Genomic DNA, 12,844 nt, shown 5'->3' on the forward strand with positions numbered 1-12,844 from the left:
GTGCCTATGGCACGTTCCATCAGCTGCTGGCCAAGAACGACAAGATCGACGCGAAGCTGATCGCGATGTGCACTGCTGCGGTCAGGACGATCCATGCCGCTCCGGATCCGCGCCTTCAGCCCTTTGCCGAGCATCTGACAATGATCGACCAGATCACGGAGGACATCGCAAGGCTGAAGAACCGGCTCGAGAGTTGCCGCGACAGGCGGATTCAAGGGGTTTGGAAGGCGCAGATCGCGCCCCTGGCCAAGTCCAAACGAGCCGAACTCAAGGCGCTGCTGGCGGCAATCCGCAAGCATCCTGATCTGGCCGCACGGCTCGATTTGATCAACAGCGTCGCCGGCTGCGGCCTGCCGACCGCGGTGGCCGTGCTGGTCAGGATGCCCGAGGTCGGCAACGTCACGCGCGAACAGGCCGCAGCGCTCAGCGGGCTTGCGCCCTACGACGATGACAGCGGCAATCGCGTCGGCGACCGTCACATCGAGGGTGGCCGTGAACGCCTGCGCCGGGCGCTCTACACCGCGGCTCTTCCGGCATCCTTCCGCTGGAATCCGCAACTCATGGCCCTGTACGGCCGGCTCATCGCCGCCGGCAAGTGCCACAAATCCGCGCTGATCGCCTGCGCCAGGAAGCTGGTCGTCATCATCAACGCCGTCGTCGCCCGCGGAACTCCCTGGCTGGCCGAGGTGCCTCAACTCGCCAAGCTGCCCGCCCTCTGACCCGCGTTTCTTTGTTCGATCAGGCGACCGTTTCTTCGTCCCGACCTGCCGCCTCAACGACGCCGCGCGCAGCGGCCGTCAAGGCTGGCCGTCGCTCATATCTCCTCACATCTGCTGTCCCCAGGCCACGCCTTGACGGCCGAAAGCGCGGCGTCATGCTCAACGGCAATCGGGGCGGCGCTTTAATGGTTGCTACGATAGCTTGCCCGGCCGATAGACTAGTGAGATCTCGTAGGGTGCGCAAAGGCGCTCCTCGCGCGCCGTGCTCCACCAGAATTCTCTACCCCGCCCTGCCGCCCGTCTTCGGCTTCCGCTTGCAGGTGCCCGGCAGCTTCGCGGCGAGGAAATCGCCGAGCGCCTCGACGCGCGCGGGGCGCGGGCCGCCGGGTGGAGTCACGAGATGCACCGCGCCTTCGGCCTGCTTCCAGTCTTTCAGAATGACTTCGACCTCACCGGAGGAAATGGCGTCCCCGACGATGAATTCAGGCAACTCGGCGATGCCGAGGCCCGCGATCAGCGAGGGCATCACGGCTTCGCCGTTGTTGACGCGAAGCTGGCCACCAGGACGAACGCTGGCCTGCTCGCCGGCGGAATTGGTGTAGTGCCAGACGTTGGGCGTCGAGAGATAGGCGTAAGCGAAGCATTTGTGCTCGGCCAGATGCATCGGATGCGTCGGCCGGCCATGCTTCTTCAGATAGGACGGCGCCGCCACGGTGAAGCGCGGCATGGTGAAGAGCCGCCGCGCGATCAGCGAGGAATCCGGCAGCCGTGCGATCCGCACCGCCATGTCGAAGCCTTCGCCGATCAGATCAACCGTCGCATCGCTCAAATGAAGGTCGACGGAGACCTCCGGATAGGCCTCGAAGAATTCCGGCAGCAGCGGCGCCACCGCCTTGTTGCCGAAGGTCATGGGCACCGCGAGCCGCACCAGGCCGCGTGGCGCGACCGATTGCGCCAGCGCCTCGTTCTCGGCCGCCTCGCCGTCGGCGAGCAGCCGTGTCGCCCGATCGGCGAGCTTGTGGCCGGCGTCGGTCAGCGCGAGGCGCCGCGAGGTGCGGTTGAACAGGCGGGCCCCTAACCGCTCCTCGAGCCGGGTGATGGCCTTCGACACCGTCGCCTTGGACATCGTGAGCTCGCTCGCAGCTCCCGCAAACGACCGCAACTCCACGACTTTCGCGAAAATCGCGAGCGCTTCGAAATCGGGCAGTTTTGCCATGGATCCATCCATACAGTCAATTCTGGGAAACAATGTGTTTCGACAGTTTCTATTTCTATACCACAGACGGGCGCTTATCCAAGCGTCATCAGAAATTCAGAACTGGAGAAATCCAAATGACCAGGAAGCTCTCAGGCAAGGTTGCCCTCGTGACCGGCGGCTCGCGCGGCATCGGCGCAGCCTCGGCCCGCGCACTCGCCGACCAAGGCGCCGACATCGCCATCAGCTACGTCGCTTCGCCGGAAAAGGCCGAAGCCGTCGTTGCCGAATTGAAGGCCCGCGGCGTCAAGGCCCGCGCCTACAAGGCCGACCAGGCTTCGGCCAAGGACGTGACGAAGCTCGTCAACGACGTCGCCAGGGAATTCGGCCATCTCGACATCCTCGTCAACAATGCCGGTGTCGCCAATGGCGGCGCGATCGACGACGCCAATGCCGACACGGCCGCGCTGGACCGGCAGGATCAGGTCAACGTGCATGGCGTGATCGCGGCGATCCGCGCCGCCTCGCAGTTGATGGGTGAAGGCGGCCGCATCGTCACCGTCGGCTCGATGCTGGCCAACCGCGCCTCGTTCCCGGGCCTTGCCGACTACGTCGCCACCAAGGCGGCGGTGGTGGGTTACACCAAGGGCGCGGCGCGCGACCTCGGCCCGCGCGGCATCACCGTGAATGTGGTGCAGCCCGGCTCGATCGACACCGACATGAACCCGAAGGATGGCGGCGAGTTTGCCGAGACCCAGCGCAAGCAGCACGCGCTGCAGCGGTTCGGTCGCCCTGAGGAAGTCGCCGCGGGCGTGGTCTTCCTTGCCAGCCCCGAAGCCTCCTTCGTCACCGGCACCGTGCTCAACGTCGACGGCGGGTTTGGCGCCTAACGCCAACCCCCTCCAGCAAAGGACACACTCCCATGATCGAACTCAGACCTTTCGACAAACTCGGCGGCGCCGATCACGGCTGGCTGAAGGCAAAACATCATTTCTCCTTCGCCAGTCACTATGACCCGAACAATATGGGCCACGGCGCCTTGCGGGTGTGGAACGACGACGAGATCGCACCGAACACCGGCTTTCCCGCCCATCCTCACGCCAACATGGAAATCATCACCTATGTGCGCGAAGGCGCGATCACGCACCAGGATAGCCTCGGTAACGAGGGCCGCACCGAAGCAGGCGACGTACAGGTGATGAGTGCCGGCAGCGGCATTCGCCACTCCGAGTACAATCTCGAGCCGACCAAGACGCGGATCTTCCAGATCTGGATCGAGCCGACGCTGCGCGGCGGCCAGCCGACCTGGGGCTCGAAGCCGTTCCCGAAAGCGGACCGCTCCGGCAAGCTCGTCACCATCGCGAGCGGCATCGCAGGCGACACCGACGCGCTGCCGATCCGCGCCGATGCGCGGGTGCTCGCCACCACGCTGAAGGCCGGCGAGAGCGCGGAGTACGAGCCGCAGCAGGCGCGGCATCTCTACCTCGTGCCGGCGGCCGGCGCGGTCGAGATCAACGGGGTGCGCGTCAACGCCCGCGACGGCGCCGCGATCCGTGACGAGGACAAACTGAAGATCACGGCGCTCGAAGATTCCGAGCTCGTGCTCGTCGACGCGGCGTGACCCAACGACCGCCAATCACATCAAATCTGAAACGGAGACCATCATGACCAAAGTTCTCGTCCTCTATTATTCCGCCTATGGCCATATCGAAGCGATGGCCAATGCCGTCGCTGAAGGTGCGCGCGAAGCCGGCGCCACCGTCGACATCAAGCGGGTGCCTGAGCTGGTGCCGGCCGAGATTGCCAAGGCCTCCTATTACAAGGTCGATCAGGCCGCACCCGTCGCCAAGATCGAGGACCTCGCCAATTACGACGCGATCATCGTCGGCACCGGCACGCGCTTCGGCCGCATGGCCTCGCAGATGGCGAACTTCCTCGACCAGGCCGGCGGGCTCTGGGCCAAGGGCGCGCTGCATGGCAAGGTCGGCGGCGCCTTCACCGCGACCGCGACCCAGCATGGCGGCCAGGAAACGACGCTGTTCTCCATCATCACCAACCTCCTGCATTTCGGCATGGTCGTGGTCGGCATGAACTATGGCTTCGCCGGCCAGATGAAGCTCGACGAGGTCACCGGCGGCGCGCCCTACGGCGCCACCACCATCACCGGCGGCGACGGCAGCCGCCAGCCCAGCGCCAACGAACTCGCCGGCGCGCGCTATCAGGGACGCCAGATCGCCGAGACCGCGAAAAAGCTGCACGGTTGAGCCCGGGCACAGCGACAAGCTGCATGGCTGATGCGACGCGGGCGGCATTCTCTCAAGAGAATGCCGCCCCATCTGTCTCGGCAGAAAGGACCGGACTTACGACACGCAGGACCTATTGGACGCAGGACTCATTGGACGCAGGACTCTTTGGACGCAGGACTCTTTGGACGTATGGCTTTCGAACTTCTCCTGATCGCGCAGATGATCCGCAGGCCAGCCCAGGCCCTTGCGCGACGCTGGTACTGCCGCAGCCTGTTTCGCGCTTCGCGCGGCCGGTTTCATTGCGCCGGCTGCACGGGATCGTGATCAGGCCTGCGTGATGTCGCCGTGGGGCGGGATATTGTCCGCCGGCACAGAGGCGGGCGCGGTTGAGAGCCACCAGCCGTCGCCGGCAAACCAGCAGGTCTCGTCGGGCGCGTCCCCTCGCCGCAATGACTGCACGCTCTCCCAGCCCGTTGCGAACGCCTCGGCGAGGCGCCGCGCGGTCTCCGAATCCTGGAGTCCCGCACAGCCGATGAACTGCGCCCGGCTCAGGAATTTGGCCGGCCAGGCCGTCCCCTGCTCCGGGCGCGTGATCATCAACATGCCGCCGAGCATGCCCTCGGGCGCCAGGGGAAATACCAGGCGGCCGCGGGGCCGCAAGGCCTCAAGCCATTCGCTAGCCGGCTGCGCCGCGCCGGCACAGACATAGATCACGTCGACAGCAGGCAGATCGGGCGCAATGCCGGAGCGCTCGCGCAGCTCGACCGTGGCGATGCCCTTCAAATTCTCGCGTGCAAGCCCGGCCAGGCGTTCGTCGATCTCATAGGCATAGACCCGGCCATTGAGCCCGGCGAGCTCGGCCAGAATGGCCGTGTAATAGCCGGTGCCCGCGCCGATCTGGAGTACGGTCTCGCCTTCCCTGATGCCGCAGCCGCTGAGCCAATAAGCGTGCGCGCCGGGCATGCCGATGTTGACGCCGCGCGCCGGATCCAGCGCCAGCAACGTGTTCTGATAGAGAAAGGCGGGATCGTCATCGGGCGTCGCGACGTAAGCGTGGCCGCCGAGCGTGATCGACCATGGTCCCGGCCCGGCAAACGGTTCGCGCCTGACGTTGCGAAACGCCTGCTCGATGCGCGGGTCGGTGGTCTTGGCCGCAGCGCAGATCAGCTGCGCAAAGAATGCGCGATATTTGGCTGAACGATCGTCCATGTCGTCTCCATCCGAGGCGACGATAGCACAATCATTGCGATATTCGAGTGACCCTGCAACCGCGGGCCGTCGGGAGGTTCTAGCGCGTGCCCTTGCCCAGCATTCGCGCGGCGAGCGCGGCCAGCCTTGGATGGCGGCGCAGGCCCTGCGCGGCATGGTCGCGCAGGACGTAAGGCAGCCCGCGCCAGGACAGCGCGACGCTGGCGTCGGTCAGCGGTACCGGTTCGGCGCCGAAGCGGCGCTTGTAATCGTGGTTGCCGATGCTGAGATCGAACCGCCGCACGCCCTGTTGGTGCAGCGCCGCCATGGTGCGCTCCGTCACCAGCAGCCCCGGCGAGCATTTCGCCCACGGCTTGCCGGCATGGCCGATCCGCAGCAGGAAATAGGTCGCGCCATATCTGACGCCGAGCGTGGTAGCGACGATGCCCTCGTCGCAGACCAGCGCCGAGATCACCGCATAGCCGTCCGCAACGCCCTGGCGGGCCACTTCGCGATAGAAGCGGGCATGGGCTTCGTCGTTGAGGACGAAGCGCGAGCCGAGCTGCTGCATGCGCTCCTGCTGCTGGACGTCCATGACGTCGAGCAGCTCGTGCGCATGAATCACCTCGGTGGCGATCTCGAATCGCGCGCCGGCATGGCGGCTGAACACACGCCAGCAGCGCGGCATCTGCATGCGCTTGATCGACGCCAGATAGTGCGCATAGTCGTCGCCGGTCAGCACGAGATTGCCGTTGAGCGAGGAGGAACCGGAGCGGCCGAGCGACACCAGCGGGTTCATCTTCGCGCCGACATGGGTCGGCATCTTCTTCAGACGAAGCAGGTCGAAGCGGTCTGGCGAGGCGCGCAGCGCATCGACCAGCGCTGTGCTGATCGCCTGTGCGCCGGCTGCATCGAAATTCGCGTCGCAGGCCAGGATCGGAGCGTTGTTGTCGGAGACGCCGAGATCGGCAAACTCGACGACACGGATGCCGCGCCTGACGTGGCTGAACATCGGCACCATGGCGATGTCCCTGCCGGTCGCCGCATCGGTGATGATGGCGATCAGCGGCGCGACGCCGCGAAAGGCCTCGTACCAGGCATCGAGCCAGTAACCATGCTGAAAGGCGGTGCGATGGCCCGCGTTCAGGCGCAAGGCCGCCTGTCGCCAGTCACGCAAGAAATCGACCGTGATTCCCAACGTGCTGGACACCCGACCATCTAGTTGCTCGACGCTAAGAAACGCCATTCGCTGGGCATACAGTTACTGAACGTGTCCAGATAGATTATGTTTTGTCGCAGACCACAAGTTACGTCGCTGCTTATCGTTAAGCCGATACCGCCGGGTTTACACGCAATGTCTGGTGTCCCGATCCGGAACGGGCCACTACGACAAGCTGTCAGCGGTCGGGTTCCATTTGCGCGACGCACTGGAACCTGGCCAGAAAGTGCAGGCCGGCCACGGCGAGCGCGAACATGAACCAGACCGGGTTCTGCCGCTCGAGCAGGAAGGTCTCGGTCGTCCCAAAATAGAGGCCGAACAGCCAGATGGTCAGGAACAGCTTGCCCAGCGCATTGCTGTGGTTGTGTGCCTGGGTTTCCTGGAAATTGCGCAGCGGCGCCCAAACGAAGATGAGAACGACCAGTAGCAGGCCCGGCAGGCCGATGGTGATGGCGAGATCGAGATAGCTGTTGTGGCTGTGGGCGGCCGTCACCGCCCATTCGGAGCCCTTCGCGGTCTGCCGCGCGGTGACATCGTCCCAGAACGCCGAATAGCCATGGCCGATGATCGGCTTTTCCGTGACCGCCGCGAGCGCGAAATCCCAAATGTCGGAGCGGCCGGTGAAGGTCGGATCGACCGGAAGCGCCCGCGTGATGTTGCCGAGCGCCGGGCTCATGACACTGCCGACCGTCAGCAGGTTCATCAAGATCAGCGGCGCGAAGCAGATGATCCGCTTCAGCCACAGGCTTCGCGTGACATAGATCAGCGAGGCCAGCGCATAGATGGCAAGACACAGCACCGACGACGTCTTGCCGCCGGTGAAGACCAGGAAGATGCCGGCCAGTATGGTAATCGCGGGCCCCATCACGAAGGAGCCGACGGCAGAGAGATAGATGCCGACATAGACCAGAAGGGTCATCACCGGCGAGGCCACGTTCTTGTGGCCGAAGCTGCCGCGCCAGTCGCCCGCGAGCAGCGGCTCGCTGATGTCGAGCGAGGTATGGGTCGCATATTGCGGGGCGAGGAAGACGCCGAGATAGCACAGCGCCAGCAGCATCAGCGCAGCGCCACCAAGGCACAGGTTGAAACTCCGCTGCGTCGGCGGCAGCAACGGCAGGATCACCGCCAGCGACGTCACGCTCGCCGCGAGCGCGAAGCGCTGGATCGAGACCTCACGGCTTTCGGACAGAACGACATTGACCAACATCCAGCCGACGAGGCAGAGATGTAGCGGCGTCACCAGCGTCTTCAGCGAGGTCGCATCGGAGGCGAGCACGAACAGCACGCCGAGCGCGGCGAGCAGGCCGAACGTGACGTAGTTCAGCGCCATGCGTCCGCCGACGACGTTGGCGACGTCCTCGCTACGCAGGTCGGGGAACGGATCGAGCGTGATCATGACCAGCAGTATGGCCGCCACCATGATCAGGCAACGCGCCACCTGCACGACGTTGAGCCTGGCAAGCTCGTCACGCAGCGCATGGCCGAGCGAGCGGGCCTCGACGTCGATCATGTCTGCGGCGGTGCGATCCATGCCTGAAGGCCTGACGGGACGGAGGGGACCCCTATAGGTCTACCCCGCCCGCGTTAACCATCCGTTAACCAGCATGCCGGCGGCGGCTCCCTGCTGCTGCCGCGCGACGCTGCGCGCGATCTCGTAATATTGCAGCGCCCGCTGCTCCAGCGTGAGATTGTCCAGGATGTAGCCGCGCGGATCGAATCGGGACGAAGCGCAGCCGGCCCAGAACTCGGTCCAGCGCTGCTCGAAGCCGGCGTGGTCGGTGAACTTGAGACCGCAGCGATCGTCCCAATAGGGCACCGACGACACCGGCTCGAACTGGACCCGGTGCGGATAGTAGTCGGGATCCGGCCAGGGGCCGCCGGGATCCCAGGCGAACACCGGCACGCCACAGGACAGCGCCTGCTGATAGGCGATGCCCTGGCTCTCGTTCTGGCACAGGAAGATCATCGCGCGCGAGCGCGCCAGCGCGGCCTGGTAGTCTTCCTCCTTGTAACTGCCGTAACGCAGCTCGGTGAACGAGCGGCCCTCCTTGATCAGTCGCGCGCGAATCGGCTCGAGCAGCTCGGAGACGTGGCGGTCGCGATCCCAGCTGACCTTGTCGTAGAGCAGGACATCGACTGTCTTGTCGCGCGGTCGCGACGGCGCCCACAGATCGGTGTCGATGCCCACGGGCCAGGCTTCCGTCTCAGGCCAATGCGGCCTGTACATCTCGGCATACCACGGACCGGGCACCAGGAATTTCTTCACCGGCAACCGCTTGAACAGGTCAGGATCGTCGAACGGATGGTTGTAGGCGGCAACGCCGAGCAGGATCGGGTTTTTCCATGCGAATTTGTTCAGCAGGAAGGCACGGCCGATGATGCACGCGACCTCTTCCGGATGCTGCGCGATATAGCGGTAATCGTTGACGCGGTAGCGAATGCCGAGTCGGTCGAGCCCCGCGCAGAGATTGAGGAACACGCGCAGCTGACCGCTCATGCGCGGCTCTCCGAACAACATCCTGCGCGCCATGCGCCGCAGATGGCGGTCGCCCGGGAACCAGCGATCGTCCTTGTCCTCGTAGAACAGGTTGAGGACCATGTCGTCGGGATCGTAGTCGAATGTCTTTGCGGGCACCTTCATCCATCCGCGGTATCGAGGCCTCCCATTCTCGCATGAGACCGGCGGCCGCACCTCTCGAAAGCTGCGACAGACTTAACGCCAGTCCGTTTAACGCTAATCTACGAAACCGCCGCTGCAGGCCGCCTTCGCAACAACGATCCGGTCGTTATGCTTGTATCATCCGCATCGACCTCGCGGTGCCGCCTGGTTAACGAAACCTTAAAGACGACGAGCCATCGCTTGCCCCTCGCCGACGCCACGCTCGATGCACCGACCGCCGCGCCTGCGCCGACGGAGACGCGCGCGGCGGCGTCCGGGGTGTCGGTCATCATTCCCGCGAAGAATGCGGCGGCCTATATCGGCGAGACCATCGCAAGCGCGCTGGCGCAAGATGACGTCACCGAGGTGATCGTCGTCGACGACGGATCGACCGATGACACCGTGGCCATCATAGGCTCCATCCGCGATCCCCGCCTGCGCCTTGCGACCAACGACGCCACCGGCGTGTCGGCCGCGCGAAACCTCGGCGCCCGAGGCGCGCGGGGCAACTGGCTGATGTTCCTCGACGCCGATGACCGCCTGCGGTCCGGCGCGGTGGCGACGCTGCTGGCGACGGCGAAGGCCGCGCCGCAGGCGGTGCTGGTCTATGGCGACTACAACACCATCGACAGCGCGGGCCGGCCGATCGGCCGCCGCGCTCTGCTGAAGGGACGCCTCAAGCCTTCCGGCCACGTGCTGGAACGCCTCGCCGGCGGCAATTTCATCGTCAATGGCGGCATCATGCTGGTTCGCCTCGATGCCTTCCGCGCGGCCGGGGGCTTCGACGTTTCGCTGCGCTATTGCGAGGACTGGCATTGCTGGTGCCGGCTCGCCGCGCTCGGCGAGTTTGCCTATGTGCCAAAGCTCCTGCTCGACTATCGCCTGCACACCGCCAACACGATGAACGCAGCGGTGCGGACGCCGCAGGATTTCCTTCCAGCGGTCGCCCGCGTGTTCGACGATGAGTTGATCCTCGGCAAGCTGCCGTCAGGCGCGGCGCCCCGGTTACGGCAGGCGGCCGAAATCCATCTCGTCACTTACGCGGCGATGCAGGCCGTCCGCTTCGGACGATATCGCGAGGCACTCGGCTATCTCGGCATGGTCGGACGGCGCTCGCTCAAGGCGATGCCACGGTCTGCGGTCAGGATCGCGCTATCCTGCTTCGGCATCTAGCTGCCCGTCAGGAGGCGATCTTCGAGGCCTCATAGGGCTTGGGATCGAAGCCGAATGCCGCAAGCGCGGAGCCGACGGCCACCAGCACGGGATGCATCGCCACGACGGCTTTCGAAGACGTCAGCAGGTGAACCGAACGAACCAGCGACAGCGGCAATCGCCCGAGCATCTGCGCAAACACCCGCGCCCGCGCCGCCCCGCCCGAAGCCGCCTTGATCTGCACACGATAGTTGATGGCGCCGATCCGCAGGCTCCGCTTGACGATCCAGCCAAGGCTGGTCCGGCTTTGCGGCACGGTCTCGGTGACGACGGCCTCCGCGGTCCAGTGGAATATCAGGCCGGCATTGCGGCCGCGATAGAAAAAGTCGCAATCACCGCCGCCGAGGAAATTGAAGCGCAGATCGAAGGCGGGGCTGCCGAGCCGGTCGAACGCAGCGCGCGTGATCAGGCAATTGCCGCAGCCATAGATCAGCGGGACGGCGCCGGTGTATTCGTAAGTGGGACAAAAGGCGGGGTGATGCGCGAGCCAGGGCTGGCTGTCGTCGTCGAAGACCGGGAACACCGGTCCGCCCACCACGTCGGCACCGGTCGCCTCCGCGGTGCGAACCATCAGCTCGAGCCAATCGGGCGAGGCAATTTCGTCGTCGTCGATCATCAGGAAGCGGGTGGCTGCGGGGAAGAGCGCCTGCGCCGTCTCGAACGCGGCGTTGATCGCCCGGCAATTGCCCTGCCGCTTCTCGACCAGGCAGATGCCCTGAAGCTTGCCGGCGGCGAGATATTCAGCAGCCACCGGCGCGCTCGCGCGGCCCGTCGCATCGTTCTCGACCATCACCACCGCGAAAGAACGCGGGGTGCGCTGGTTGACGAGCGAATCCAGCGTCAGCCGCAGGTGCTCGGGGCGGCGAAAGCAGGGAATACAGACGACGATGCCGACCGAGAGATCAATGACGCGCGAACTCGCGGCAATCTCCCTGAAGGGATCGCACACGGCATCCGAGAGCCGGCTGGCGGACAGGTCGGTCGGGATCAGCGTCATGCCGTCCTCAATGTCCGATATTCATTGAAAAAGCCCTTGCATCGAGAGAGCCTTGCATCGATTGCAGCTGTCCCGCGGCGACACGGCCGCGCGGGACAGTTGCGTCCCAAAATGGACGAGCCGCTCTGCCGCTCAACCTGCACCGCGCCGTCGATCTGCCGGCCATGAGGCATCCCATCATGCGCTTAACCGCGTTTGCCTGTTTTCCCTGCGGAGTCCTTCATCCGTGATACTGCAATTCGCAGTCCATCGCCCGTCAACAACGCAACATGGACAATGCCGTAGTTAACGCAGGATCAGATTAACCCGACCGTAAGCACCGCGACCGGTGGAGCGCCGCGGCATCGGATTTGCTCTTCGGGCACGAGAGATTTTTCCTGTAAATTTGAGTCGAACAAGCGCGGTCAGAGAACATGAACAAGTCAGCCACGATCGATTTTGCGACAGCGAGCAATGCTCCCGCGCAGACCCAGGCGCTGCTCGAACTCGTGGCCGGCGAAGCCCGCGACAGCCTGCTCGGGGTTCACGACGTGCTGCGCCGCGAGTTGCCGCAAGGCCGCGTTGCAATCTACGAGGCTGGCGGCGGCTCCTCGAGCTTCCTGCCGATGGACGTGCTCGCCCGCAGCCACGTTACCGTCGTCGACATCGACGAGGACCAGGTCCGCAACAACACCTACGCCGATAAGGCGATCCTCGGCGACGTGCAGACCTATCGCTTCGGCCCTGAGACCTTCGACGTCGTGATCTGCTACAACGTGATCGAGCACCTGCCCGACGTCGAGGCGGCGCTGCTGAACTTCCGCGATGCCCTCAAGCGTGGCGGAATGATCCTGATCGGCGCGCCGAATCCGCACTCGCTGTCCGGCGTCGTCACCAAATACTCGCCGCACTGGTTTCATGTCTGGTTCTACCGGAACATCCGCGGTATCAGGAACGCGGGCCTGCCGGGCGAGCCGCCGTTCCCGACCTTCTTCCATCCGCTGGTGACGCTGCCGAAGCTCGAGGCCTTCGCGGCCGCCCACGGCCTGGAGACGATCTACCGCCGAGAGGTCGAGAGCCCGCGCTATCCCGAGATGCGCCAGCGCAAGCCGCTGTTCGCCGCCCTCGTCGACGCCGGCGCGGCGCTGATGAACGCCGTGCTGCCTGGGGGCACCGACGTCCGCCGCGGCGACTATCACATCATCCTGCGAAAGCGCTGACGGCCATGCGCACGCCTGCCGGCCATTCCGCAGCAAAGCCACGCGCGCGCGCGCCAAAAGGCGCGCCCGGTAACGAACCGTTAATCAACGAGGGAGCGTTGCCGCCGAAGCGCCACATCGACGCTGGCGATCATCGCTCGCGCTTAAACGCTTTGTTTGCCATTTCGGTGAATAGTCCCTCAATGAGTATGGTTAATTTTCCCTGTTGCG

General features: G+C 65.0%; 12 protein-coding genes. 6 read left to right on the top strand and 6 right to left on the bottom strand.

Annotated elements, in window-relative coordinates:
* Positions 1-719 (top strand): transposase (locus G8O24_RS20080; RefSeq protein WP_188102284.1); only part of this gene is annotated, 719 nt, incomplete at its 5' end.
* 280 nt (positions 720-999) lie between these two features.
* Here the strand turns inward: G8O24_RS20080 and G8O24_RS20085 are convergent.
* On the bottom strand, positions 1,000-1,935 hold the full coding sequence (locus G8O24_RS20085; RefSeq protein WP_188102288.1) for a LysR family transcriptional regulator: 936 nt from the start codon (positions 1,933-1,935) through the stop codon (positions 1,000-1,002).
* A 116-nt stretch (positions 1,936-2,051) separates the two neighbouring features.
* Between G8O24_RS20085 and G8O24_RS20090 the strand changes: the two genes are divergently transcribed.
* From G8O24_RS20090 to wrbA, 3 genes are read left to right on the top strand one after another with little or no spacing between them, the layout of a single operon-like run.
* Positions 2,052-2,804: an SDR family NAD(P)-dependent oxidoreductase gene (locus G8O24_RS20090; RefSeq protein WP_188102290.1), complete on the top strand. Its 753-nt coding sequence runs from the start codon at positions 2,052-2,054 to the stop codon at positions 2,802-2,804.
* A gap of 32 nt (positions 2,805-2,836) precedes the next feature.
* On the top strand, positions 2,837-3,535 hold the full coding sequence (locus tag G8O24_RS20095) for a pirin family protein (protein ID WP_188102291.1): 699 nt from the start codon (positions 2,837-2,839) through the stop codon (positions 3,533-3,535).
* A 43-nt stretch (positions 3,536-3,578) separates the two neighbouring features.
* On the top strand, positions 3,579-4,178 hold the full coding sequence (gene wrbA, locus G8O24_RS20100; RefSeq protein WP_188102293.1) for an NAD(P)H:quinone oxidoreductase: 600 nt from the start codon (positions 3,579-3,581) through the stop codon (positions 4,176-4,178).
* Positions 4,179-4,484: 306 nt separating this feature from the next.
* Here wrbA and G8O24_RS20105 read toward each other — a convergent pair whose 3' ends face one another.
* The 4 genes from G8O24_RS20105 to G8O24_RS20120 all read right to left on the bottom strand — a co-directional run bounded on the left by G8O24_RS20105 (position 4,485) and on the right by G8O24_RS20120 (position 9,202).
* Entirely contained in the window at positions 4,485-5,369 is an 885-nt protein-coding gene (locus G8O24_RS20105; RefSeq protein ID WP_188102294.1) for a protein-L-isoaspartate O-methyltransferase family protein, read from the bottom strand.
* 79 nt (positions 5,370-5,448) lie between these two features.
* A complete protein-coding gene (locus G8O24_RS20110) occupies positions 5,449-6,594 on the bottom strand; it encodes a GNAT family N-acetyltransferase (protein WP_188102296.1) in 1,146 nt (381 codons plus the stop codon).
* A 151-nt stretch (positions 6,595-6,745) separates the two neighbouring features.
* Positions 6,746-8,098 (bottom strand): O-antigen ligase family protein, encoded by a 1,353-nt coding sequence (locus G8O24_RS20115; RefSeq protein WP_188102298.1) that lies wholly within the window; start codon positions 8,096-8,098, stop codon positions 6,746-6,748.
* Between the two features lie 39 nt (positions 8,099-8,137).
* Positions 8,138-9,202 carry a glycosyltransferase gene (locus G8O24_RS20120; protein ID WP_188102300.1) on the bottom strand — a complete coding sequence of 355 codons (1,065 nt, stop codon included), beginning with the start codon at positions 9,200-9,202 and terminating at the stop codon, positions 8,138-8,140.
* Between the two features lie 303 nt (positions 9,203-9,505).
* On the opposite strand from G8O24_RS20120, the gene G8O24_RS20125 reads away from it, so the two are divergent.
* Complete coding sequence (locus G8O24_RS20125; protein WP_311972364.1) at positions 9,506-10,399, top strand: glycosyltransferase; 894 nt, start codon at positions 9,506-9,508, stop codon at positions 10,397-10,399.
* A 7-nt stretch (positions 10,400-10,406) separates the two neighbouring features.
* On the opposite strand, the gene G8O24_RS20130 is transcribed toward G8O24_RS20125, so the two are convergent.
* Positions 10,407-11,435, bottom strand: a complete 1,029-nt coding sequence (locus tag G8O24_RS20130) for a glycosyltransferase family 2 protein (protein ID WP_188102304.1) — start codon at positions 11,433-11,435, stop codon at positions 10,407-10,409.
* A gap of 413 nt (positions 11,436-11,848) precedes the next feature.
* Here G8O24_RS20130 and G8O24_RS20135 point away from each other — a divergent pair, with 413 nt between their 5' ends.
* Positions 11,849-12,634: a class I SAM-dependent methyltransferase gene (locus tag G8O24_RS20135; RefSeq protein ID WP_188102306.1), complete on the top strand. Its 786-nt coding sequence runs from the start codon at positions 11,849-11,851 to the stop codon at positions 12,632-12,634.
* Positions 12,635-12,844 lie beyond the last annotated feature (210 nt).

It is taken from the genome of Bradyrhizobium campsiandrae, from assembly GCF_014529705.1.
GTDB classification, from domain to species: Bacteria; Pseudomonadota; Alphaproteobacteria; order Rhizobiales; family Xanthobacteraceae; genus Bradyrhizobium; species Bradyrhizobium campsiandrae.

Bases quoted from the DNA above. Each gene is read 5' to 3' on its own strand.
- G8O24_RS20085 (WP_188102288.1), bottom strand. From the start codon at position 1,935: ATGGCAAAACTGCCCGATTTCGAAGCGCTCGCGATTTTCGCGAAAGTC.
- G8O24_RS20090 (WP_188102290.1), top strand. From the start codon at position 2,052: ATGACCAGGAAGCTCTCAGGCAAGGTTGCCCTCGTGACCGGCGGCTCG.
- G8O24_RS20095 (WP_188102291.1), top strand. From the start codon at position 2,837: ATGATCGAACTCAGACCTTTCGACAAACTCGGCGGCGCCGATCACGGC.
- wrbA (WP_188102293.1), top strand. From the start codon at position 3,579: ATGACCAAAGTTCTCGTCCTCTATTATTCCGCCTATGGCCATATCGAA.
- G8O24_RS20105 (WP_188102294.1), bottom strand. From the start codon at position 5,369: ATGGACGATCGTTCAGCCAAATATCGCGCATTCTTTGCGCAGCTGATC.
- G8O24_RS20110 (WP_188102296.1), bottom strand. From the start codon at position 6,594: ATGGCGTTTCTTAGCGTCGAGCAACTAGATGGTCGGGTGTCCAGCACG.
- G8O24_RS20115 (WP_188102298.1), bottom strand. From the start codon at position 8,098: ATGGATCGCACCGCCGCAGACATGATCGACGTCGAGGCCCGCTCGCTC.
- G8O24_RS20130 (WP_188102304.1), bottom strand. From the start codon at position 11,435: ATGACGCTGATCCCGACCGACCTGTCCGCCAGCCGGCTCTCGGATGCC.
- G8O24_RS20135 (WP_188102306.1), top strand. From the start codon at position 11,849: ATGAACAAGTCAGCCACGATCGATTTTGCGACAGCGAGCAATGCTCCC.